Below are 21,782 nucleotides of genomic sequence, written 5' to 3'. Positions count from 1 at the left end.
TCCGCACGGGCTAAAATGCCGACGACAGCCGGGGGCACGCCGCCGAGTTTCCCGAATCATGTTGCGGGTACACGGGTTCACCGGTAACGGCACGCCGTCCAATCGCCGTCCAGCAGCCGTCCAACAACTCCTGATGAGGTATTCGCAGACGACTCGCGTCGTCGAATCCACCATTCCCGAAAACGTGCCCCGAATCGGACAGGAAAAGAGACGGAAATGAAAAATCGTGCCTGGAAGGCATGCTCCCGCGCAGTGGTGGCGATCGCAGTCGGCGTCCTGGCGCTGACCGCCGGAGCGGCGGCGGCTTCCGCGAGCCCGGCCGGCGGGTCCGCGCTCGACGCGGTCCACAGCCGGTTCGACCCGGTCGCCAGACCCGCCGCCCCGCTCGACGGCGACGTCACCGCGTTCCACGGGTTCAGCACCTTGCAGAACCTCGTGGTCCAGTCCCACGGCTTCGATCTCGAAGGCGAGATCCACGGCAGGCTCCGGACGTTCAACTTCAAGAGCCTGTGGCAGGTCTACAACCTGCCGTCGTCGGACAGCTGGAAGATCTGGGTCGTCAGCTTCAAGCACGACAGCAGCCGGAGCGTCCTCAAGGAGGTCTTCCACAGCGAGCAGCTGATCGACGTCAACATCGACGTCAAGTTCCGCGTCTCGGCGGCCAACCTGCGGGGCGTGTCCAGCCTGCGGATCGGTTTCGAGACGCTGCGGCTGCAGCTCGACGGGCAGACCAAGGACTTCACGGTCGTCAACGGAGCGTCCGGCGGGGCCAAGGACCAGAACAACAACGACGTCCCGGTGGACTTCCAGCAGGTCTGACCGGAGTTCCCAGGAGTCGGCATGTTCTTCGAGAAAGCTCGGACTCTGCTCGGCAACTGCGCCGCGACCGTCGCGACGACCGCGGCGATCCTTGCCGCCGGCGCCCACTCCGCGTGGGCGGACGGGGCGCATTTCGTGCCGGAGGCCACCGAGGTCGGCTGGGACGGCGTCGTCGCGACCGTCTCGTTCCGGGAGGTGGATGTGGCGGTGAAAGGCGCCACGACGATTTCCGCCAAATTGACCGCCGAGGTCAAGGCGATCTGCACGAAGGGCGAATCGGCTCTCGACATCCGCGCGTCCGCGACCGGCCTGATCGCGAAGGACTACCCGGTCAAGAACGGCGTCGTCGCGGGGGTCGCCCAGTTTCCCGTCGAGGTGAAGATCACGCACGATCCCGGTTACACGTGCGTGCTCCTCCACCGGTCGATCACCGCGTTCCTCGAGGATTTCCGGACGGGCGCCACCCTGGTGCACCACCAGGGCTGACCTTTCCTCCGCACAGAACGGCCCCTGGCCGGGGTTGCCCGGCCAGGGGTCTTGTCGCGCTTGTTCAGTTGTGGACCGTGTTGCAGGCGCCTTCGTGCCCGCCGCCGACATAAGCGGTGGCGCAGTAGTACCCGCGAGCGACGTAGCCGCGCGGCCACCAGTACGCGTAGTGGTGGCCCGGGTACGCGGTGAACCAGCCGCTGTCGACGATGATGCCGCCGGGCCCGTTGATCTGCAGGTCCATCCCGCCGGAACGCCGGACGTAGGTGTCGTTCTGCATGTGGTCGACGTAGAGCCCGGAACCTTCGATGTCGAGGCACACACTGGGGTCGGAACCGGCGCAGCCGTAGGACGAATGCGGTGTCACGACACTGCCCGGTGCGGCCCCCTCGAAGATCTCGAGCGTTCCGCGGGCCGAGGTGACTTTCTTGACGAGCACCGCGCCGTCAGCGTGCGGCACGGCTGCGTTCGCCGCGGCCACGTCCCCGACCGCGGCGACAGCCGTGGCGACCGCCGCGATGCCGACAGCGGCAGCGGCCCGGCGAGCGAACAGAGAAACGTTCTTCATGGACTCCCCAAATTTTTCGAGACAGCTTCACGGAGAGGACCGGGCATTCCTCAGTCCTCGTCGGTCGTCTTCGGGCGGAGCGCCCCCGCCGCCTCCGCCGCGATCGCGACCGCTTCGGTGTCGGCCGACGTCAGTCAGCCTGTCGGCGCCCGGTTCCCTTGCGGTACCCAGCCGGTACCCCGCCGGCTCACCGGGTCGGCGCGGCCAGCCGGGTGCGGAGGAGGTCGGCGTCGGGGTGGTGCAGTTCGTCGAGGATCAGCACGGCCTCTCGCCAGCAGCGATGTGCGGCGCGGACGTCGCCCGCGGCCTGGTGGGTGTCGCCGAGGCGGACGAGCGTGTCGGCCCGCGGATGACGACTGCCCAGTTTCCGGTACAGGGCAAGGGCGTTCTCGTAGCAGGCGACGGCTCGGCGGTGTTCGCCGAGGTTGTGGTGGGCGACGCCGAGGCTGTCCCAGGTATCCGCTTCGCCATGCCTGCTGCCGACCGCTCGGTGCAGTTCGAGCGCCCGGACGCAGGAGCGCAGCGCTTCGGCGTGCTGGCCCAGCTGGGTCCGCATCCAGCCGATCGCGTTCAGCGCTTCCGCTTGGCCCGCCCGGTGGCCTGCCGCGCGGAACAACGCGTAGGCGGCATTGCCCTGTTCCAGTGCTTCCGGGTACGAGCCTTCCGCGTACGACACGATGCCGAGGTTGTTCAAGCTGCGCGCCTGGCCGACGAGATCGCCGAGCCGCCGGTCCAGTTCCAGCGCGCGGCACAGGCTGGCCCTGGCTTCCCGGTAACGGCGAAGCCGGATGCGGGCGCGGCCCAGTTCGCGCAGCGACCAGGCTTTCCCGCGCAGATCGCCCGCGTGTTCCGCCGCGGCGACGGCGACCTGCTGCGTGGCCTCCATCTGCGCCCAATGCCCGGCACGAATGCAGAAACTGGCCACACTCCCGGCGAACTGCCAAGCGTGGCAACCGAAACCGGCTCCGGCAGCGCATTCGGCGACAGCGGGAAACACCGGACGCTCGGCGGTCAGCCACTGCCAGGCTTGCTCGTCGTCGGCGAGCTCTTCCACGACGGCGCCCGGCTGGGGTTCGGCGAGAGGCAGCCGGTCGTTGGGCGGGTTGATCAGCAGGGCCGCGGCGTGCGCGGTGTGCAGGTAGTGGTCGAGCATGCGGTGCACGGCCGCGCGGCGCGTCTGCTCGTTGTCTTCGTGGTGCGCCGTTTCCCCCGAGTACGCCCGCAGCAGATCGTGGTAAGCGAACCGGTTGGCGCCGGGTTCGGTGAGCAGTTGCGCCCGGGTCAGCTCGGACAAGGCGGCGCGGGCGTGCTGGCGCTCGGTTCCGGCCAGGCTGGCGGCCGCGGCGAGCGAGATCTCCGGGCCGGGATGCAAGGCCAGCAGCCGGAACATGCGCGCCGCCGCGGCGCCGAGCGTCCGATAGGACCAGGAGAACACCGCGCCGAGATCGACACTGGCGTCGCCGGCGTCCAGGCCGCGCAGCCGATCGCGGACGTCGTGCAACTGCTTCGCCAGCTCGGCCAAGGACAACGCGGGGGCGAGCGCGGCGCGGGCGGCCGTGATGCTCAGCGCCAGCGGCAGATGCGCGGACAGCTCGATCAGGTCGTGCACCGCGTGCGGCTCGGCGGCCAGCCGTTCCGGGCCTAGCCGGCTCGCCAGCAAGTCACGGGCTTCGGCGGCGGTCATCAGGTCCAGCGGGACCGCCCGCGCCCCTTCGCTGACGACCAAACCGCCGAGCCGGTCGCGGCTGGTGACGACGGTCAAGCACCGCGCCGAGCCCGGCAGCAGCGGCCGGACCTGGCCTGCGTCGCGCGCGTTGTCCAGCACCACCAGCATCCGCCGCCCGGCGAGCTGGGACCGGTACAGCGCCGCCTGTTCGGCCAGTCCGGCCGGGATCCGCTGGGCTGGCACTTCGAGCGCGTCGAGGAACCCCCGGATCGCCTCGGCGGGCCGGACCGGCGGGCCGCCGGGATCGAAACCCCGGAGGTTCACGTAGAGCTGCCCGTCGGGGAACCGGTCCGCGACCTGGTGCGACCAGTGCACGGCCAGCGCCGTCTTGCCGACGCCCGCGGTGCCGTTGATCGCCGAGATCACCACGACGCCTTCGCGGTCGAGCAACCCGGTGAGTTCCTTCAGCTGCGATGCCCGGCCGGTGAAACCCGCCACCGCACAAGGCAGCTGCCGGGGCACCGCGCCCCCAGGACTTGCCTCGGGCTGCGGGACCGGTGCGGCCGCGGCGGAATCGTTGCGCAGGATCGCCAAGTGCAAGCGTTGCAGCTGCGCACCGGGCTCCAACGCGAGATCGTCGGCCAGCTGTTCCCGGATGCGCCGGTAAACCTCCAGCGCCTCGGTCGACCGCCCCGAACGGTGCAGAGCCAGCATCAGTTGGCCGACAAGTCTTTCCCGCAACGGATGTTCAGTGACCAGAGGCGCCAGCTCGGCGACCAACGCCGCGTGCCCGCCCGCCGCCAGGCCCCATTCGATGCCGTCCTCGACCGCGGCCAGACGGCTTTCCGCCAAGCGCGTCGCCTGCGCCGTCAGGCAGGGCGTGACTCCGCTCAGCGCCGGGCCCCGCCACAGCCGAAGCGCCTCCCGCACCGCTTCCGCCGCGCCGGCCGGATCCGTCGCCGAGAGCCGGCGCGCGCTCGCGATCGACGAGTCGAAGACGCCGACGTCGACCTGGTCCGCCTCGGCGTCCAGGAGGTAGCCGCCCGGACAGGTGGCGATCACCTCGCCGAGCGCGCCGCGGAGCCGGGACACCAGCTTGATCACCTGCCGGCGCGCCGACGTCGGCGGATCCCCTTCCCACACCGCGTCGACGAGCGCGCCGACGGACACCGCCCGCCCCGGGCACAACGCCAGAGCAGCCAGCACGGACAGCTGATGCCGGCCGGAGACCGCCAGCCGGTCCGGGCCGCGCCAGACCTCCACCGGTCCCAGCAGCCGGAACTCGAGACGATCGGCAACGCCCAACGGTCCCCCTCGCGCCCGGCCTTTCCGACAAGGCCGCCGAACCGGACCGGCGACTCCGCGCCGGAACCGACCTCCAGCAGGAGCGGCGGGACGGCGCCCAGATACGGGTCCGTTCGGGTGAAGTCCGGCGGTGACTGGGTGTTGCGGGCGAAGGTACGGGGTGACGGTGACGTTCTCGCGCGCGAACACCGATGGCAGTGCGCGCTCTCGCGGGTTCCGGCGGATGCCGGACAATCTCGACGGATCACCGTCGAAGCAGGCTTCCTGGTACTGCTGGAAAACGCGGCGGATGAATTACGAGCTCAGCTTTTCGACCAGGTCGGCTCCCCGCTCGGCGCCGCTTTTCCGTTCCCGCAGGCTGACGCCCATCCGGTTCGCGGTGGACAGGATCTGTTCGTCGGCGGCTACCTGGTCCACGGTGGCGCGCAGGAGGTCCGCCGTGGTCAGGGCTGGATCGAGGCGCCTGCCGACTCCCAGTTCCTCCACCTGCCGCGCGGTCATCTCCTGTTCCGGCATGTGCGGGACCGCGATCAGCGGAACGCCGAAATAGAGGGATTCCAGCGTCGAGTTCATGCCGGCGTGCGAGACGAACGCCGTCGCTGCCCGGAGCACGTCCAACTGAGGGAAATGCGGCCGGATCTCGAAGTTCGCCGGGACCGGGCCGAGGTCCGCGGCATCGATGTCCCGGCCGACGGACATGGCGACCTGCCAGTCGCTGTCCGTGAAAGCCTCGATGCACTGCCGGAAGAAACCGGCCTGCTGGTTGAACAGCGTGCCGAGCGAAACGAACAGCAGGGGCTGCCCCTGAGGCCGCCACTGCCCGGAATCCGCTCGCCGGGTGATCGAGGGGCCGAGGAACGCGTACCGCTCGTCGAAGGATTCCGCGTGCGGCTGGAATTCCCTCGGCAGAAAGACAAGATTCAGCGGAGCCGGTTCGTCCAAAACCATGCGGTACCGTCCGGTCAGGCCCCGCTGTCCGGCGAACTCCTGCAGCCGCTCGTCGAGGTGTGCGACCGGGGATTCCGCGGCCGCGCCGCCAATCATGGCCGTGCGCAAGGAAAAAGTCTCATTGCTCGCGTAGGTGGGGCACAGCGCCGCGAACGGCACACCGAGCTGCTCCGCGACCATGGCACCGACCGGTGCCATGACGTCCCCGCAGATCGCGTCGAGTCGTTGCCCCGCGAACCGGTCGCACAGCACGTCGAAACTCCGCGTCATGCTCGCCAGCGCGCTCTCCCGCTTGGCTGCGATGGCCGCGGAATCTGGCTGGCCGTTGCGGATCGACGGCATCCTCGACACTTCGAACGGCACAGCGGCCGGCTCGGCTCCGGCCGCGCGCACCGCGGCGTGGAACGGCTCCGCGGTGGCATAGCTGACGCGGTTGCCGCGCCGGACCAGTTCCGCGACCAGCGGCAAGGTCGGGTTGACGTGCCCGTGCGCGGCCACGCTCACGAAACCGTAGTGCTTCCCCATAGTCCCCCTCCTGACTTGCCCCCCCCCACGCGGTCACAACGACAGTACCAAAAAAGTGGAAGTCACTGTCAAAAAAGAGTGAGTTCCATTTTATTGCCGGCAAGGAGCAGCTAGGGAGTTGCTCGGCTTGTCAGGAGGCGCGGGAGGGCAAGCCGCTCAGCGGCCGCTGCCGTGCGCCGGCACACCGGCGCAGCCGGGCATGCCGGATTCCAGCAACTCGACGACCCTGGCGCTCGCCCGCGGGTCCTCGCCCGATTCGGCGATGCCGAGATAGAACGCGCCGACGCAGGCGCCTGCCGTCACGCGCACTTCGAAATCCTCGGTCGATCGACCGAGCCGCCCCGCCAGCAGACCGGCCAGCAGGTCCACGCTGCGTCCCAGTTCGACCATCATCGCGCCGCGCAGTTCGGGGTCGGTGCGCAGCAGCAGCCTGCGCTCCCTTTCGAACTGCCGTTCCTCGGCGGGCAACGTCGCCACCACCGCCTCGCCGGCGCGCAGGAAGGCGGTCAGCGCGGAAAGCTCGGGCGGTTGCGCCTGGAACGCCTCGATCAGGGCCGGATCCAGGTCGTCCGCCAGCACCAGGTCTTCTTTGGTCGGGAAGTACCGGAAGAACGTGCTCGGCGAGACCTCCGCCGCGGCCGCGATCTGCTCGACGGTCGTGTGCGGGTAGCCCTTCTCGCGAAAGAGGCGGAACGCTTCGGTCCGGATCGTCTTGCGAGTGCGCGCCTTCTTGCGTTCGCGCAGGCCATGGGGCAGGTCTCCGGACATGGGCCGATTCTGCCACGTCCAGCCCCGGCGTCCCGGGACATGGAGATCACCGGGCGGTGCCCCTCGGTGCCGCAGAATGTCCGCCGCCAACCAGCGACCGTCACTACCGGGCGCCCGCCAGCCGTTCCAGCTCCGGCACGATCTGCGCGGGCGCAGGGATTTCCAGCACCTCCGCACGCACCTTCTCCGCAGACGCGGCAAACGAAGGCTCGTCAAGCAACCGCGACAACTGCGCCCGCAGCTGCCCGGCAGTCACCTGATCATGTTCCAGCACCAATCCTGCCCCTTGACCGGCCAGCAGGTCGGCCAACCCCGCCTTGTCCCACATGTTTCCCGGGATCACCAGTTGCGGCACCCCGTGCACCACGGCGTTTCCGATCGTGCCCGCGCCGCCGTGGTGGAGCACCGCGGTGCAGGTCGGGAGGAGGGCGTCCAGCGGGACGAAGTCGAACAGCCGCACGTTGTCCGGCACTGCCGACGCCGATCCGGCTTGCCGGGCGGTCAACGTCGCGATCACCTCGACGTCCAGGCCGGCCACCGCGGCGAAGAGGTCGCCGGCCGAGAATTGGTCGTCGCCCCACAGGTCGCGGCGGGACATGCCCAGGGTGACGCAGACCCGGCGCCGGGCGGGCGGTTCGGACAGCCACGACGGCACCGCCGAGGGGCCGTTGTAGGGGACGTGCCGCACGGGGAGGTAGTCCGCGCCGGTCGGGAACCGGGTCCACGGCGGGAGCGGGTCCAGGGTGCGCTGGCCGAGGACGAGTTCCTCGTCGAACGCGCAGCCGTGCCGTTCCAGCTTGCCCGACAGCCATTCCGCCATCGGGTCGGCTCCCCCGGCGCCGCCCAGGCCGGCGAAAAGGGCGCGCATGCGGGCCCAGTGGTCGAGGCCGAAGAGCATCCGGACGTGCGCGGCGCCGGTGACTCGCGCGGCGATCGGGCCCATGTACGTCAAGGCGTCCCAGACGACCAGGTCCGGCTGCCAGGACCGGGCGAACCCGACCAGGTCGTCGAGCGCCGCGTCGCTGGAGAGTTCGTCCAGCGCGATCGAGCACCACGTCGTGAACACGCCGCGGACGTAGTCCAGGGTGAGCCGGTCCTCCCGGGTCTCGGTGATGTCGAATTCCCAGTCGAAGACGGTCTTTCCGGCGGGCCGTTCCTGGTCGTTGCCGCTCCGTCCGCCCAGGTTCAGCACCGGGCCGACCGCGACGGCGGGCAGTCCGGTCGCGACGATCGCGTCGGCCAGGTCCGGCTGCGCGGCGACCCGGACGTCGTGCCCGGCCGCGCGCAGCGCCCACGCCATCGGCACCAGGTTGTACAGGTGCGCGTTCGCCGCGAACGTCGTGAACAGAACCTTCATGCCACTCTCCCCCGCGGGCGGTGCGATCCGGAACGCGGCAAAACATACCGATCAGTCCGATTTCGCCTCCACCCCTAGCCGGCTGGCTAGGGGCGACGCCAAAAGCCGCGTCTGCAGTTCGATCGTGAAGCGCTGCACGGGGTCGTCGAGGTCGACCGCGCACAGTTCTTCGATGCGGTGCAGCCGGTAGCGGAAAGTGTTGCGGTGTATGCGAAGGGCGGCTGCGGCGCGGGTGGCGTCGCCGCCGGCGTCGAACCAGCAGCGGAGTGTGTTCAGGTACTCGGCGCCGCGCGGGGAGGAGTCGCGGCGGAGGACGTCGAGGGAGCCGTCGAGCAGGGCTGGGCGTTCGGCGGCGAGTTCCGCGAGTTCGGAGATCAGGACGTGCGGGAGCAGGTCCGTCAGATGGGCGGTGGCTGGTGCGGTCAGGACGCGCGAAGCGTGCCGGAGCGGATCTAGTTCGGCGCGGATTTCGGCGGCGGTGGCGCAGGGGCGGCCGAGGCACGCAACCAGCGGCGTGGTCGTCGACGCGCGCCGTCGCAGGCGTTCGGCGAAATCGGCGGGTCCCGGATCAGGCGTCGAGGGGAACAGGACGAACAGGAGGGAACCCAGTGTCGCCGTCGCCGCGTTCGGGTTCAGCATCCGTGCGCAGCGGGCCAGCGCACCCTCGCGATCGGGAGTGATCTCGCCGAGGGCGGCGAGCCGCCATCGCCGCGAAGTGCCGAGTCGTTCGGTCAGCGCTTCGAGCGATCCCGGACCGGTCAGCAGTCCGCGCAGGAGTTCGGCGCGGATGGCGTCCTCGTCGTCTCGCCCGGCGGGTTCGTCGATGAACCAGGCAGCGGCTGCCGCCGACAGGTCGCTCAGCACCTGCGCCACGGACGTCTCCCCCCGCGGCGCGCACAGGACATAGCCGCCGATCGTTGTGCCGGAGCGGATCGGAGCGGCCCAGCGCGGGCCCGCGTCCGGGAGGTCGAGGCGCGCGACGCTTCGCACCTGAGCGAGGCGCTTCCGCAACTCCGCCGGAACACGCCGGGCGAGCACCATTTCGCTGGTGAGCGCGTCCACGGATTCGCCGCAACCGAACGCGAGTACGCGGAAGGCCGCGTCGGTGACCACGACCGCACCGCCGAGTGCGAGAGCCGCGCTTTCGGCGAGATCGCAAAGACCGGCCGCGGTCGGCGTCACGCCGCCGAACCTGGCACCGGACAGCAAGGATCGCACTACCGTGCCGATCTCCGCCCATTCGATCTGTTCCGCCGCCACGAGAACCGGCACGGCGGCGGTCGCGAGGTCGGCTTCCGCCGGCAGGGCGCCCTCGCGTACGACGAGAGCTGCGGATCCCGCCCGACCAGCAGCGGTCAGGGCTTGCGCCAGGTCGTCGGCGGCCAGGCGGGGTTTCGTCATCAGCACCAGCTGATGACGGCCCGGCAGCCGGGCCGGGTCCCACGGGATCGCCCCGGCCAGCGGACGGTCCAGGCCCGACGCCGGCGCCGCCACGCTGAACCAGCCGCGTCGCGCGCTGACCAGGAGCGGCAGCCGGATCATCCCGTCCGGCGGAGGGAGATCGGCGGCGATCGGTTCTCCTGGCCGGGTGCCGACTGCCGTCATCGGGCCGCTCCTTCCGTCCGCGCCACGCTGCGTCGGGGGAAGGCTAAGCAGCGGCCGGAGCGCCGTCAGTGGGCTCACCGCACTGCGAAGACCGCTCGGCAGGGCTCTCAGCCCAGCCCGCGCAACCGAGGCAGGAGATCCTGCCGGGCCAGGTCGAGGAAACGGGCTTGATCGTCGCCGGGCGCGTGCAGCACCAGGTCGGTGAAGCCCGCGTCGACGTACGGGCGGATCCGTTCGACGACCTCGTCCGGATCCGAGGAGACGATCCACCGGGACGCGATCTGGGACATCGGGAGTTCGTCGGCGACGCGTTCCATGCCGACAGGGTCGGAAATGCCGTGCTTCTGTTCGGCGGTCAGCGACAGCGGTGCCCAGAACCTGGTATTCGCGACGGCCGTCTCGGCATCGGTGTCGTAGGACAGCTTGATCTCGATCGAGCGCGCGACGTCCGCGGGTGCGCGGCCGGACTGTTCGGCTCCGGCGTCGACAGCGGGCTGGAGCTTCTCCGTGTAGAGCTCCATGCCCTTGCCGCTGGTGCAGATGAAGCCGTCCGCCGTCCGTCCGGCGTATTTCGCCACCACCGGACCGCCTGCCGCGACGTAGACGGGCACCGGGTGTGGCGGACGGTCGTAGACGGTCGCGTTTTCGGTTCGGTAGTACTCGCCGTCGAAACTCACCCGCTCCTCTGTCCACAAGCGACGGATGAGGTCGATCGCCTCGCGCAGGCGGGCGAAACGTTCCTTGAAGCCGGGCCATTCCATGCGGGCGACCGCGACCTCGTTGAGCGCTTCGCCGGTGCCGAGGCCGAGCAGGACGCGTCCGGGAAAGAGCGCGCCGAGCGTGCCGAAGGCCTGCGCCACCACGGCCGGGTGGTAGCGGAAGGTCGCGGTCAGCACGCTGGTGCCGAGCCGGACCCGCTCGGTCCGCTCCCCCGCCGCGGCGAGCCAGGCCATCGAGAACGGCGCGTGCCCGTGCCGGTGCCGCCAGGGCTGGTAGTGGTCGCTCACCAGGGCCGAGTCGAAACCCCGCTCTTCGGCGAGGACGGCCAGGTCCACCAGGTGACGCGGCCCGAACTGCTCGGCGGATGCCTTGTAGCCGACGGTGATTCCCGCGGTGCGTGTGTCCATTCCGGACACTCAACCCGGTTGGCGGCACGAGGTCATCGTGCACGGCGGACGAAGGGCGGTTCGCTGTCTTGTGCTCGACGTCAGCCGGGTTCGTCCCAATCGATGCCCGCCGCGCGCGTCGCCAAATGCACCGCCAGCCGGTCGTCCGGATCACCCAGATCGACCGGCAGCAGCTCGGAGATCCGCTCCATCCGCTGCATCACCGTGTTCCGATGAACCCCGAGCGCGGCCCCAGCGGCCTTCGCCGAAGACTGGAAATCCAGGTAACAGCGCAACGTCCGAACCAGACCGCCAGAAGGATCCGCCTCTTCCAGGGGAGCGAGCAAGTCGGCTGCCGCACCGCGCAAGGGGGCCGAGCCGTACCAGCCTGCGATCAGTTTCCGGGCGCTTCCGGCGTCGATGTGCTCGACGACCGCCCGGCGGTGCGAGGTGTGGGCCAGCAACGCCGCGCGGCGCGCCTGTTCGGCGGAGCGGCCGATGCCCGCCGCTCCGGTGTGCGCCCGGCCCACCCCGGCGCACAGCCGCAAGCCCGGATGCTCCGCTTCGACGGCGGCGAGCGTCCTGGCGAGCCGGTCGAGCAACGGGCCGGGATCCTCGGCCCGCGCGTCCGAAGTCAGCCAGAACAGCCATCCTTCGGCGCGTTCGACCAGCGTGGCGGCGACGCCGTGCTCGGCCAGTTGTGCCTCCAATTCCGTGCCCAGCGCGGACATCCGGAGCGCGGACGGCACAGCCGCCGCCTGCACCTGGACCGCGGTGTGCCGTCCGGCCAGCCGCCAGCCGAGTGCGGTGGCCCGTTCGACGGTGCGGCGTCCCGGTTCGCCGGGCTGTTCGAGGATTTCGCTGAGCAGGAGCGAACGGCGCCGGTGTTCGCGTTCGTCCCGGACCGCCTCCCCGGCCACGTGCACCGCGAACGACAGCGCCGCGATCGCGATCGCGCGCCGGACCGGTTCGAGCAGCACTCCGGCGGCGAACCGGGGCCGTCGCACCGCGATCCAGTAGACCGCGGGTCCGGTCGTGACGACCTGGACCGGGTGCAGCATCAGCTCGCCGTCGGTCCCGACGGTCAGGGCGACCGGCCGCGAATCGGCCAGCAAGGCGGGGTCGGCACAGCTGACGAGCAGCGCGTGTGCCTCCGGAGCACCGGCCACGAAACGGGCTTCGGCATCGACGAGCGCGACCGGTTCGCCGAGCGTCGCCGAGAGTTGCGTGGTGAGCGCGTGCGCGTCGGCGGGCGGGCGCTGGAACCGGCGGGACGCGTCGCCGAGCACGCGCAGGCCCGCGATTTCCGGGGCGCTGACGTAGGGCTCGAACGCGGTGATCACCCCGGTCGGGGTCATGTCCTCGACGCCGATGAGCGGGAGCGCCAAGCGGTCGGCGAGCCTGCGGGTCGCGAACGGCACCGGCCGGTGCGGGCGGGCCGCGATGATCCCGGACAGGCCCGCGCTGCCCGCCAGCCGGATCGCGAGGTCCGCGGCGAGATCGTCGAGAACGAGCTGTTCCCGGCCGAACACGGCGACGCTGCGCGGCGCGAGTTCGGCGATCTCGTGCACCGCGGAACCCGCGACGACCGCCCCGACCGGCCTCTTCAGCCCGGTCTCGCCCGCGAGCACCTCGCAGTGCCCGATCAGGTCCAGGTCCAGCAGCTGGGCGAGGGTCACCGTCATGGCGCTGCCGGTTCCAGGATCGGCCCCACCGCGGTCGTCTGGAGGCGCGCGGCCGGCACCGGAACGTAGGTCATCAGCGCCTCCTTCACCGGGGTTTCCCGCAGGGAGCGGGGATCGGCGCCGGCGCGGACGGCGGCATCTCGGGCCAGCTGGCGGGCGCGGGCCGCCGAATCTTCGCGTCCGCCGGCGCCCTGCCAGAAGATCCGGTCGACCGAGCCCGCCGCTTCCGCGCCAGCCGCGCCCGCGGCGGCCGCGAGATCGCCGTCCGGCGGCCGGATCGCGTCGGGCAGGGACCGGTCTCCGACGAGAACGACGGGGAGATCGGCGGATCCGTACCGCGCGCGGGCGACCGCCGCGGCGACGGACATCGAGCGATCCGCCACCGTCAGCCGCGGAAGCCGCGAGCCGATCCGGACGCCGCCGAATTCCCGGTGTGCGCTCGATTCGGGGAGCAAACCACCGCGGGTCGTCCCGACGACGGTCTGGTCGCCGGTCGCGTCCGCCACCACGGCCGCGGGCACTCCGGCCAGCCGGGCGGCACCGTGCAGCAACGCCGCTTGGGCTGCTCCGAGGCAGGCCGTCGCGTGCCGCTGCGCGGCCGGCTCGGGCAGCACGGTTCCGTTGCCGCGCACCAAATACAGCTCCGCCGCGGGATTGTGGTTCCGAACCGCGGCGCCCAGTTCGCCGATCCGGGCGCGGGCGGACTCGGCCAGGGCCGCGTCGAGCACGGCGGTGTTCTCCCGCTCCAGCAGCCCGATCGCCTCGGTCTCGCTGCCTTTGAGCACCGGGACGTCCGGCCCGAGCACGTCGGCGAGGACGGCCGCGGCCCGCTGTTCGTGGTCGGGATTCTCCAGCCCGTGGACTCCGGCGACCGCGACCGCGCGGACGGTTCCGGCGCACCGGCGGGCGAATTCGGTCACCGCGGCGAGATCCAGCGGAGCCGATGCCGTGCCGTCGTATTCGTGCCCGCCCCGCACCATCGCGACCGGTCCCGCGAGCGCGCCGGACAGCTCGACCGGCCAGCCCACGAGCGGCGGCAGCGCGGTCGCGCCGCCGATGCGCAGGACGCCGACGCGAGATGCCGCCTCGGCGGGCACGGGCTCCGGCAGGATCGCCACGACCCGGTCGACCGCTTCGGCCTCGACCTCCGCGAGGAGCGCGTCGAGCAATCCCGGCGGCGAGCCGGTTCCGGGAATTCCTCGGTGGGACGCCACGATCCGGCCCGCTTCGTCCAGCGCCACGGCGCGGGCGGCGACGGCGTCAATGCCCACTCGCAACCGGCTCATCGGACACCGGCCAAGGGCGTCGAACCGTCGAACCGCACCGGGTCGACGGCGTAGCCGAACGCGCGCGGCCCGGCCGCCGCGTGCCCTTCTGGCGTGTGCCACCGGTCGTCGACCGGGCTGGCGATCACATGCACTTCCTGGCCCGCGACCAGGTCGACGGTCTGCGTCAGCGCGCCCGTGTCCGCGTCCGCGACGCCGATCAGGTCCGGGACCGTGGCCAGCACCGTGCCTTCCCGGCTGACGATCAGGTTCTCGTTCTGGAAGTCGATCCGCACGAAACCCGCCGGGGTGTCGAGGGAAACGACGCCGCGCGGCCAGCCGTCCGAGGAATGCTGCAGGACCTCGGCGACGGTCCCGGTGCACACGAGGCGCCCGCCGCAGGCGCGCAGGTACGCGTCGGTTCCGGCCTCGGCGAGCGCCGCTCCGATCCTGGCGCATTCGCTGATCGACCCGACGGCGCCGAGCCGCGCGCAGTCCCCCGCGGTCACCCGATACGCGCTGATCAGCGCCACGAGCCCCAGCGGCGGCAGCACGGCCCGCACCAGCTCGCCGAGCACCGCGTCGGTGCCTTGGCTGAACTCGGCGACGATGCCCGAGCCGCCGACGACGGTGATCGGCGAGGCAGAGAACCCGGCCAGCCGCAGCAGCGTCAGGTCGATCGAGGGCAGCGTGCGGCGCATCAGGTCGAGGTCGAGGCACGGCAGCCCGAGTCCGGCCGCGACTGTCAGCGGGACGGCCACGTTCACGCTGCCGAGCTGGATCGGCAGGACCGCCGCGCACTCGCGCCCGGCGCGTGCTTCGACGGCTTTCCGGAGCGTATCCGCCTCGGCGGTGCTGTGCGCCTTCTCGACGAGCGTGTGTGGGGTTCCGCCGGACACCACGGGGAGGACGAGGGCGTCCGGGTCCAGTTCGCCTGCCGTGCCGAGCGGGATCGGCCCATGCCGCCGGACGGCCGCGACCAGGAGCTGCTGCGCCAGGTACGGGTCGCCGCCGCCTCCGCTCCCGAAGTGCACGGCTCCGCGCACCACGTCGTCGATCGCGGACTCGGCGACGTGCTCCATGTGCCAACCTTAACCGGCGTCGTGGCTGCTCAGGCGGTCGCGACACCCCGGAAACCGGCATACAGCCGGGCGAACGCGCGGGCGGCGGCGGTCAGTTCGGCGACCGGCACGTACTCGTCGGCGGTGTGCGCGACCGTCATCGACCCAGGCCCGTACACGACCGTCGGGATGCCGAGCCGATTGCGCAGGAACCGGGCGTCCGTGCCGAGTTTCAGCCCGCGCACCGGCGCGTCGTCCGCTGCCCGCCGGACCTCGGCGACGAACGGGTGTTCCGGGTCCAGTTCGGAGCCCTCGGCGAAGGCGAGCACGTCCGCGTCGTAGTCGAATTCGCCCGCGGCGTCGATCAGCCCGGTCACGGTGGCCAGCGCCTCGTTCCGGGTCTGGCCGGGCAGCACCCGCCGGTCGATCCGCAGCCGGCATTCGGCGGCCACGATGTTGACCGCGGTGCCGCCCGCGATGGTTCCCGCGTTCGCGGTGGGCGTGCCCAGGAGCGGATGCGCCCGGTCGCCGAAGTCGGCGAGGTGGAGCGCCGAGACGATCCGCGCGGCGTCGGCGACGGCGGAGTGCCCGGCCGCCGGATCGCTGCCGTGCCCGGCCCGGCCGCGCACCACGATCTCCACCATCAGCGAGCCGCGCTCGGCCACCCCGACCCGCAGTTCGCTGGGTTCGGGCACGACGGCCGCGTCGGCGTGCACCAGCCCGGCCGCGACCAGCGCCTCGGTTCCGGCCCGGCCGCCGGTCTCCTCGTCCGCCACGAGGTGGAAGACGACATTCGCGGGCGGCACGATTCCGGCGTCGCGGCAGGCGCGCATCCCTTCGAGCGCCGCGGCGATCCCGCCCTTCATGTCGCAGGCGCCACGGCCGTAGAGCAGCCCGTCGCGCACCAGCCCGCCGAACGGCGGCGCCGACCAGTCCTCTTCGGACACTGGAACGACGTCCACGTGCCCGTTGACCAGCAGCGTGGGGCCGTCGCCGGACCCGATGCGGCCCAGGATCGACGGACGGCCCGGTTCGGGCTCGAAAATCTCGACCTCGGCGCCCAGCTCCGCCAAGACCCGGCACAGCGGTTCGGCTGCCGGCCGTTCCCCGCCCGGCGGGTTCTGCGTGTCGCACCGGATCAGGTCCGCGGCCAGTTCGGTCACCCGCGCGGCTCGGACGGCGGCTGCGGCGTTCATGCGGGCTCCTCGAGGTGTGCGGTCATCGCGGCGAGGGCTTCGGCGTCGAGAAAACCCAGCGGGGCAAGGCCTTTCGCGAATCCCAGCAACGCGGGCCGGAACGCCGCCACCTCCGCGAAGAGGCCGGCGGCCTCCCGGCGCCGTCCGGCGCGGGCGAGCAGAATCGCGCGCCAGAAGTCGGCCTCGCGGTTGTCCGGCCCGATGACCTCCGCCGCTGAAGCGAGGCCGCTCAGCCGTGCGTCCAGCTCGTCCGGGGCGACGCCCTCGAACGGACCGAGCGTCAAGCCGCGCGCGAACATCACTTCGCCGACCGCGCCGAAGGCCCGCGAACGCGGAAGCAGCCGGGACAGTTCGGCGAGCGGGTCCGGGTGGTCGTCGACGCGGAGATCGACGACCACCTCGTTCCACGGCGTCGGACCGCGTCGGCCGGACACGACCAGCAGTGCCGCCGATTGGGCGCCTCGCACGTCTCCCCCGGCGCCGTCCGCGGCCTGAAGCCCGGCGAGGATACGGTCGGCGAGGTCGCCGTCCGCGGTCTCGAAGGCGGAGAGCGCGGCCTGGCACACGCCTGGAGCGGCCAGCATATTCCCTTGCACCGTAACCTGATGCCCGCGCGCGGAACCGGTGTGCGGCGCGCACGACTCGCCGGTGTGGGCCCCCACCAAGCCTCGCGCGTCGACGATTCCCAGCTGGCGGTATGCGGAATCCGGGTCCTCGGCCACCAGGATATCCACAGTGGACGGTGCGGGTACGCCTGCGCGCAGCAACTCCAGGCCGCGAGGTCCATAATCGACATTGACGAACGCCTGGGTGGCCACCGCGCCGACGCCCGCCTCGGCCCACGGCAGCAACGTGCCGACGCCGAAGAAATGGGTCTGGGCCCCGACCCCGAGACATCCGGTGACCGGATCGCGCGCGACGATCGAGTACGTCATGAATTTCCGTCCGCCCGCGCGAGGTGGTCCCGGAGGAGGTCTGCCACCTGGCCGGTTTCCTCGAGCATCGGCAGGTGACCCGTTCCTTCCAGCTCCTTCGCGGCGCCGCCGGTGGCTTCGGCCAGTTCGCGCGACATCGCGGGCGGGCACGTCGGATCCTCGGTTCCGGCCACCGCCAGCACCGGAATCCCCGCCGTGGCAACCTTTCCCGCCAGGTGCCGGATGTCCGCGCCGAACGCTCCATAAAGGATTTCCGCGACCACGCTCGTCGGCCGGGTGCCGACGGCTTCCGCCATCACCTCCCGGACTCTCGCCGAGTAGCGGTGTTCCCGGCCGACGATCTCGGGCACCTGACCGGCGAAATACCCGGCGGTCCCGGCTGCCTCGAGTTCGCCCACCATCGCGGCGATCGCTTCGGCCGGAACGCCGGTGCCCAGCGTCGAACCGAAGGTCGCGACGCTGCGCACCCGCCGGGGGTGCAGGGCGGCCAGCGCGACGCCGATCGTGCCGCCGAGCGACCCGCCGGCCAGATGCGCCTCGTTGAGGCCGAGAGCGTCGAGGACCGCCAGGACGTCCGGCACGTAGCCGTCTTCGACGGTGAACGGTCCGGTCCGCCCGGAGTTCCCGTGCCCGCGCAGGTCCGGAGCCACGACGGGCCGGTCGAGCCGGGCGGCGACGTCCTCCCAGACGACAGCCGCGGAGTTGATCGGATGCAGGAGCACGAGCGGGACGCCCGGCCGGTCGTCCGCCGTGCGCAGCACTGACAGCCGGCCGGTCGGCCCCTCGACGCTGACGCGATGCAAGACCCTGCTCATTCCGTACCGTGCTTGGGCATCTGCGGGTCCTGGACGCTGACGTGCATGTGCCAGATCCGCCAGTCCGGACCGCCCTTGCCGTCGTCGCGGCGGAAGAACTCGGTGGTGCGGAACGGGGTCGGGACCGCGTCCTGCCGGCCGGGAGCCAGCACGTCCGCGGTTCCTTCCGCGGTGAGCAGCGCGACGTCGCCGAAAACCTGGACGTCCGGGCCGACGGTGTCCTTGATCGCGGTGATGCTCAGCCCGATCTTCGCGGCGTTGACCCACAGGCGGTGCTTGTCCAGCACGCCGTGGTAGGTGTGGCCGTTGAGGTTGAACTGGTGGTAGCCGTCGCCCTCCGGGAAGTACCGCAGCATCCGGTCGGCGACGAGGCCGATGTTCGCCTCGTACCAGCCTTGGTGCACTTCGAGGATCCGCTCGAGGTCAGTGCTCATGGGTCGTGCCCTTTCCGTGGGTGAATTCGCCGGTCAGTTCTCCGACCGCGGCGAGAGTTTCTTCCGCGCCGTCGGCGACGACGGTCGCGATGGCGACGTTGTCCGCGCCCGCGTCGAGGTATTCCTTGAGGCGGGCCCGCGCGGTGTCCTGCCCGCCCACGACGCCGAAGACGTCGAGCCACTCGTCCGGCATCTCCGCCGCGACCGTCTCGGGACCGCCGCGGGAAAGCAGGTCCGCGAGCTGCTCGTTGGCGCCGACCGCACCGAACAACGGCCCCGGGCCCGTTGCGGCGAGGTAAAAGGCGAGAACCGCCTTGAGCGCTTCCCTCGTGGCAGCCGCCTGTCCCGGATCCCGCGTCACGTTGGCCGCGGCGAGGACGGTGATCGTGATGCGCTCGTCCCGCCCGGCTGCGCGCGCGGCCTCGTCCAGCTTGCGCCGCGCGCTCCGCACGTACTCGACCGGTGCGAGCGCGCTGACGAGCAGGCCGTCCGCCAGCCGGCCGGTCAGGTCGAGCCCCTTGTCCCCGAGCACCCCGGTGAACAGCGGCACCGGCCCGGCGACCGGATGCGTGAGCGCGACCTCGCGGAAGGCGGCGAACCGGCCCTCCTCGTTGATCGTCTCGCCGTGCAACAGCCCTCGGACGGCGGTGAGGGTTTCGCGCAGGGCGCTCATCGGCGACCGCTGGGTCAGGCCCATCTGCGCGGTCCAGGCCGGGACGCCGTGCCCGATCCCGGGCATCAGCCTGCCCGGGTATGCGCGGGCCAGCGTGCTGATTTCCATGGCCAGCAACGCCGGATGCCGGACGACCGACGACACGACCCCGATCCCGACCGGGACCCGCGACGTCGCTCCGAGCGCGAGCGCCGCGCCCGCGATGCCGCCGAGGAAGAAGTAGTCCTCCGGCAGCCACAATTCCCCGAAACCGGCGGCTTCCGCGGCCGCGGCCTGTGCGCCGATCTGTTCGGGCGGAGTGGTGCTGCCGAGCAGCACTCCCAGCCGGCTGCGGGAAGGGTGGGTCATCGGCGGGCTCCTGTCGTGCGGGCTGGATCACAACGTTGGGCTCGACGTTAGGAACCGCACCGGTCCCGGCGCTTCGGGCACGGCGACGAAACGGCCGAAACGCGACAGTGCACGGTGCACCACCGACGCGCCGGTTTTCTGCCAAGGTGGAAGCAGCAGGAAGGCGGAGACGATGCGCGAGCGACATTGGCGGACCTGGCTGTCAGCGGCGATGCTGGGGCTGTGTCTCGCCGCCTGCACCAGCCCCGTAAGCCGGCCGGAACCCGCGCCCCCGACCACCTCCGCCCCCAGCGGGAGTTACGACCCGGCGCGGTTCGCCCCCATCGTCTGGACCCGGGCGAAGGAGGCGGGAGCATCCCCTCGGCTGGTCATGGCGATTCTCTTCAACGAGTCGTACAAACCGCACGATCCGGCTCTCGAACGCGCCTGGCAGCGGCTGAAACCGGGTGCCGCGTTCGGGGTGGCGAACATGCACGAGGCGACCTTCAACGCGACGAAGAAGGGCCGCGCGTTCGCGGGACGCTCGTGGGACCAGCTGCCGGACGACCCGGACCTGGCGATCCAGGCGGAATCCTGGTACCTGCACGACCTGGCCGGGCAACTGCCCGCACACCGGTCCGGCTCGATCACCCCCGACGAACTGCTCGCGCTCGGCTACAACGCGGGGCCGGCCGCGATGAAGAGCTTCGCGCGCGGGACCAAGCCGGGCGCGCAGGCTCAGTCCTATTTGGACAATCTGCGCGAGAACTGGGCCAAGGCGGGCAAGGCACTCGGCGAGCCGTGAACGGCTTCACGCCTCGCCGGAAGACGGACGTCCGGCCCCGGCCCGGACCGGCGTCACCGGACGCGGTTCATCTCCTCGGCCAGCGACTTCGGCCGCAGATCGGTCCAGTGCTCCTCGACGTAGTCCAGGCAGTCCTGGCGGCTCGCCTCGCCGTGGACCTTCGTCCAGCCGCTGGGCACGGCCGCCGAAGCGGGCCACAGCGAATGCTGCCCCTCGTCGTTGGCCAGCACCAGGAACACGCCGTCTTCCTGATCGAACGGGTCGCTCATCGCCAGCGCCTTTCTCGCGGTTGCGCCCTTTCTAGCGGAGCACCGCGGACGGCAGCCAGCGTTCAGCACCGCGCCGCTTCCCAGTCAACCGGGGAATCGTCCTCCAGCAACGCCGCCAGATCCGACCACGCCGCCGCATACATCCGCGCGAAATTCGCCACCGGCGACGCACTGTGGCTCGGCACCGAACGAGCGTGCTCCGCCCACTCGCCCATGCCCCCGGCATGCCGGTCGAGCCACCGCAGCAGGCCGCGGCCGGTTTCGCTGAAGCGCAGCGCCGGGTCCCGCTTCATCTGTTCCAGCGACTGCCGCAGTTCCTCCGCCGACACCTGCCACGCCCGGCTCTCGGCGGCGGGCCGCTCGCGGGCCCTCCGCTGCGCGGGCACCGGGTCGTCCCCGGCCGCCAGCCGGCGCCGCACGTCCTGCACGGTCGCGGGCGAAACCCCGGCCCGGCGCGCGATCGAGCGCAGCGAGGCCTGCGGGTCTTCCGCCAGCAGCTTCCCGGCCAGCCTGCGGCCCGCCGCCGCGTCGACCGGCCTGCGGCGGCCGTCGCGGCCCTCCCGCTTGTTCGACTGCCGATCCTCGTCGGTCGAACGCTCGCGCAGCGCCGCGACGGTGCCCGCGGCCAGTCCGGCCGCCGCGGCGATCCGCCGGTTCGACCACTGCGCGTGCGAGGCGAGGATGCGCTGCGCGGCCGCCCGCCGGTCCGCCCGGGTCAGCGGCAGCCCGTGCGCGGTGTTGAGGCACACCGACAGCACGAACGCGTCCGCCTCGCTGCCGCGGTAGCAGCGCGCCGCGACGTGCGTGTTCCCGCGTGCCCGCGCCGCGCGCACCCGGTGCGCGCCGTCGATCACGCGCATCGAGGGGACGTGCACCAGGATCGGCGGCAGCTCTCCGTCCGCCTCGGCCAGCGCCTCCACGTGCGCTTCGTCCTCGCCCGCCCGCCGCGGCGAACCCGCGGCCGACAGGTCCGCGACCGCCACCGGTTCCACCGGGCATCCGTCGAGCTCGGCCCGGACCCAGTCCGCGCAGCCTCCCGACGCACCGCCATCCGCCCGCATCATCGGCACCCCACAGGACTCGTCGGTTCCCGGAACTAGAAGGGAAAACTCGTGGTTCGAGGAATCCGGCGGACGCGGCGCCGGCACGCTCCCGGCGAACGGC

General features: G+C 71.6%; 20 protein-coding genes. 3 read left to right on the top strand and 17 right to left on the bottom strand.

Annotation, left to right across the window (positions count from 1 at the left end):
* Window positions 1-252: 252 nt before the first annotated feature.
* Together L3Q65_RS09570 and L3Q65_RS09565 are read left to right on the top strand one after the other, a co-directional pair.
* On the top strand, window positions 253-819 hold the full coding sequence (locus tag L3Q65_RS09570; RefSeq protein ID WP_182895199.1) for a hypothetical protein: 567 nt from the start codon (window positions 253-255) through the stop codon (window positions 817-819).
* A 21-nt stretch (window positions 820-840) separates the two neighbouring features.
* On the top strand, window positions 841-1,305 hold the full coding sequence (locus L3Q65_RS09565; protein ID WP_237599374.1) for a hypothetical protein: 465 nt from the start codon (window positions 841-843) through the stop codon (window positions 1,303-1,305).
* 64 nt (window positions 1,306-1,369) lie between these two features.
* On the opposite strand, the gene L3Q65_RS09560 is transcribed toward L3Q65_RS09565, so the two are convergent.
* The 15 genes from L3Q65_RS09560 to L3Q65_RS09490 form a co-directional block, all read right to left on the bottom strand.
* Window positions 1,370-1,873, bottom strand: coding sequence for a hypothetical protein (locus L3Q65_RS09560; protein WP_182895197.1), 504 nt, complete (start codon window positions 1,871-1,873; stop codon window positions 1,370-1,372).
* A gap of 187 nt (window positions 1,874-2,060) precedes the next feature.
* Window positions 2,061-4,844, bottom strand: a complete 2,784-nt coding sequence (locus tag L3Q65_RS09555) for a BTAD domain-containing putative transcriptional regulator (protein ID WP_237599373.1) — start codon at window positions 4,842-4,844, stop codon at window positions 2,061-2,063.
* Window positions 4,845-5,138: 294 nt separating this feature from the next.
* Entirely contained in the window at window positions 5,139-6,317 is a 1,179-nt protein-coding gene (locus L3Q65_RS09550) for a macrolide family glycosyltransferase (RefSeq protein WP_182895195.1), read from the bottom strand.
* 156 nt (window positions 6,318-6,473) lie between these two features.
* Window positions 6,474-7,085, bottom strand: coding sequence for a TetR/AcrR family transcriptional regulator (locus L3Q65_RS09545; protein ID WP_182895194.1), 612 nt, complete (start codon window positions 7,083-7,085; stop codon window positions 6,474-6,476).
* A gap of 103 nt (window positions 7,086-7,188) precedes the next feature.
* Window positions 7,189-8,442 carry an activator-dependent family glycosyltransferase gene (locus L3Q65_RS09540; protein ID WP_182895193.1) on the bottom strand — a complete coding sequence of 418 codons (1,254 nt, stop codon included), beginning with the start codon at window positions 8,440-8,442 and terminating at the stop codon, window positions 7,189-7,191.
* A gap of 51 nt (window positions 8,443-8,493) precedes the next feature.
* The gene (locus tag L3Q65_RS09535) at window positions 8,494-10,047 is read right to left on the bottom strand and encodes a helix-turn-helix domain-containing protein (protein ID WP_237599372.1); all 1,554 of its coding nucleotides are present in this window, start codon (window positions 10,045-10,047) and stop codon (window positions 8,494-8,496) included.
* A 107-nt stretch (window positions 10,048-10,154) separates the two neighbouring features.
* The gene (gene fgd, locus L3Q65_RS09530) at window positions 10,155-11,174 is read right to left on the bottom strand and encodes a glucose-6-phosphate dehydrogenase (coenzyme-F420) (RefSeq protein ID WP_237599371.1); all 1,020 of its coding nucleotides are present in this window, start codon (window positions 11,172-11,174) and stop codon (window positions 10,155-10,157) included.
* Window positions 11,175-11,254: 80 nt separating this feature from the next.
* The gene (locus L3Q65_RS09525; RefSeq protein WP_182895190.1) at window positions 11,255-12,838 is read right to left on the bottom strand and encodes a PucR family transcriptional regulator; all 1,584 of its coding nucleotides are present in this window, start codon (window positions 12,836-12,838) and stop codon (window positions 11,255-11,257) included.
* Window positions 12,835-14,124, bottom strand: a complete 1,290-nt coding sequence (locus L3Q65_RS09520) for a hydantoinase/oxoprolinase N-terminal domain-containing protein (RefSeq protein ID WP_237599370.1) — start codon at window positions 14,122-14,124, stop codon at window positions 12,835-12,837. The genes L3Q65_RS09525 and L3Q65_RS09520 overlap by 4 nt, the downstream gene beginning before the upstream one ends.
* Window positions 14,121-15,185 (bottom strand): DUF917 domain-containing protein, encoded by a 1,065-nt coding sequence (locus L3Q65_RS09515; protein ID WP_237599369.1) that lies wholly within the window; start codon window positions 15,183-15,185, stop codon window positions 14,121-14,123. Before L3Q65_RS09515 ends, L3Q65_RS09520 begins: the two co-directional genes overlap by 4 nt.
* 29 nt (window positions 15,186-15,214) lie before the next feature.
* Window positions 15,215-16,360 carry a M20 family metallopeptidase gene (locus L3Q65_RS09510; protein ID WP_182895187.1) on the bottom strand — a complete coding sequence of 382 codons (1,146 nt, stop codon included), beginning with the start codon at window positions 16,358-16,360 and terminating at the stop codon, window positions 15,215-15,217.
* Window positions 16,357-17,295: a DUF1028 domain-containing protein gene (locus L3Q65_RS09505; RefSeq protein ID WP_237599368.1), complete on the bottom strand. Its 939-nt coding sequence runs from the start codon at window positions 17,293-17,295 to the stop codon at window positions 16,357-16,359. The genes L3Q65_RS09510 and L3Q65_RS09505 overlap by 4 nt, the downstream gene beginning before the upstream one ends.
* A complete protein-coding gene (locus L3Q65_RS09500; protein ID WP_237599367.1) occupies window positions 17,292-18,110 on the bottom strand; it encodes an alpha/beta fold hydrolase in 819 nt (272 codons plus the stop codon). The genes L3Q65_RS09505 and L3Q65_RS09500 overlap by 4 nt, the downstream gene beginning before the upstream one ends.
* Entirely contained in the window at window positions 18,107-18,544 is a 438-nt protein-coding gene (locus L3Q65_RS09495; RefSeq protein WP_237599366.1) for a nuclear transport factor 2 family protein, read from the bottom strand. Before L3Q65_RS09495 ends, L3Q65_RS09500 begins: the two co-directional genes overlap by 4 nt.
* Window positions 18,534-19,565: an LLM class flavin-dependent oxidoreductase gene (locus L3Q65_RS09490; protein ID WP_182895184.1), complete on the bottom strand. Its 1,032-nt coding sequence runs from the start codon at window positions 19,563-19,565 to the stop codon at window positions 18,534-18,536. Before L3Q65_RS09490 ends, L3Q65_RS09495 begins: the two co-directional genes overlap by 11 nt.
* A 172-nt stretch (window positions 19,566-19,737) precedes the next feature.
* Here L3Q65_RS09490 and L3Q65_RS09485 point away from each other — a divergent pair, with 172 nt between their 5' ends.
* Complete coding sequence (locus L3Q65_RS09485; RefSeq protein ID WP_182895183.1) at window positions 19,738-20,349, top strand: transglycosylase SLT domain-containing protein; 612 nt, start codon at window positions 19,738-19,740, stop codon at window positions 20,347-20,349.
* Window positions 20,350-20,402: 53 nt separating this feature from the next.
* On the opposite strand, the gene L3Q65_RS09480 is transcribed toward L3Q65_RS09485, so the two are convergent.
* Both L3Q65_RS09480 and L3Q65_RS09475 read right to left on the bottom strand, forming a co-directional pair.
* Window positions 20,403-20,618, bottom strand: a complete 216-nt coding sequence (locus L3Q65_RS09480; protein ID WP_182895182.1) for an MbtH family protein — start codon at window positions 20,616-20,618, stop codon at window positions 20,403-20,405.
* 62 nt (window positions 20,619-20,680) lie between these two features.
* A complete protein-coding gene (locus L3Q65_RS09475) occupies window positions 20,681-21,610 on the bottom strand; it encodes a ParB N-terminal domain-containing protein (protein WP_237599365.1) in 930 nt (309 codons plus the stop codon).
* Window positions 21,611-21,782 lie beyond the last annotated feature (172 nt).

Source organism: Amycolatopsis sp. FU40 (assembly GCF_021903635.1).
Classification (GTDB): domain Bacteria; phylum Actinomycetota; class Actinomycetes; order Mycobacteriales; family Pseudonocardiaceae; genus Amycolatopsis; species Amycolatopsis dendrobii.
This window is presented reverse-complemented; position numbering and strand designations above follow the sequence as displayed.

What these genes read in the sequence shown, in the direction of transcription:
- L3Q65_RS09565 (WP_237599374.1), top strand. Translation starts at nt 841, where the DNA reads ATGTTCTTCGAGAAAGCTCGGACTCTGCTCGGCAACTGCGCCGCGACC.
- L3Q65_RS09560 (WP_182895197.1), bottom strand. Translation starts at nt 1,873, where the DNA reads ATGAAGAACGTTTCTCTGTTCGCTCGCCGGGCCGCTGCCGCTGTCGGC.
- L3Q65_RS09550 (WP_182895195.1), bottom strand. Translation starts at nt 6,317, where the DNA reads ATGGGGAAGCACTACGGTTTCGTGAGCGTGGCCGCGCACGGGCACGTC.
- L3Q65_RS09545 (WP_182895194.1), bottom strand. Translation starts at nt 7,085, where the DNA reads ATGTCCGGAGACCTGCCCCATGGCCTGCGCGAACGCAAGAAGGCGCGC.
- L3Q65_RS09540 (WP_182895193.1), bottom strand. Translation starts at nt 8,442, where the DNA reads ATGAAGGTTCTGTTCACGACGTTCGCGGCGAACGCGCACCTGTACAAC.
- L3Q65_RS09535 (WP_237599372.1), bottom strand. Translation starts at nt 10,047, where the DNA reads ATGACGGCAGTCGGCACCCGGCCAGGAGAACCGATCGCCGCCGATCTC.
- fgd (WP_237599371.1), bottom strand. Translation starts at nt 11,174, where the DNA reads ATGGACACACGCACCGCGGGAATCACCGTCGGCTACAAGGCATCCGCC.
- L3Q65_RS09525 (WP_182895190.1), bottom strand. Translation starts at nt 12,838, where the DNA reads ATGACGGTGACCCTCGCCCAGCTGCTGGACCTGGACCTGATCGGGCAC.
- L3Q65_RS09520 (WP_237599370.1), bottom strand. Translation starts at nt 14,124, where the DNA reads ATGAGCCGGTTGCGAGTGGGCATTGACGCCGTCGCCGCCCGCGCCGTG.
- L3Q65_RS09515 (WP_237599369.1), bottom strand. Translation starts at nt 15,185, where the DNA reads ATGGAGCACGTCGCCGAGTCCGCGATCGACGACGTGGTGCGCGGAGCC.
- L3Q65_RS09510 (WP_182895187.1), bottom strand. Translation starts at nt 16,360, where the DNA reads ATGAACGCCGCAGCCGCCGTCCGAGCCGCGCGGGTGACCGAACTGGCC.
- L3Q65_RS09505 (WP_237599368.1), bottom strand. Translation starts at nt 17,295, where the DNA reads ATGACGTACTCGATCGTCGCGCGCGATCCGGTCACCGGATGTCTCGGG.
- L3Q65_RS09500 (WP_237599367.1), bottom strand. Translation starts at nt 18,110, where the DNA reads ATGAGCAGGGTCTTGCATCGCGTCAGCGTCGAGGGGCCGACCGGCCGG.
- L3Q65_RS09495 (WP_237599366.1), bottom strand. Translation starts at nt 18,544, where the DNA reads ATGAGCACTGACCTCGAGCGGATCCTCGAAGTGCACCAAGGCTGGTAC.
- L3Q65_RS09490 (WP_182895184.1), bottom strand. Translation starts at nt 19,565, where the DNA reads ATGACCCACCCTTCCCGCAGCCGGCTGGGAGTGCTGCTCGGCAGCACC.
- L3Q65_RS09485 (WP_182895183.1), top strand. Translation starts at nt 19,738, where the DNA reads ATGCGCGAGCGACATTGGCGGACCTGGCTGTCAGCGGCGATGCTGGGG.
- L3Q65_RS09480 (WP_182895182.1), bottom strand. Translation starts at nt 20,618, where the DNA reads ATGAGCGACCCGTTCGATCAGGAAGACGGCGTGTTCCTGGTGCTGGCC.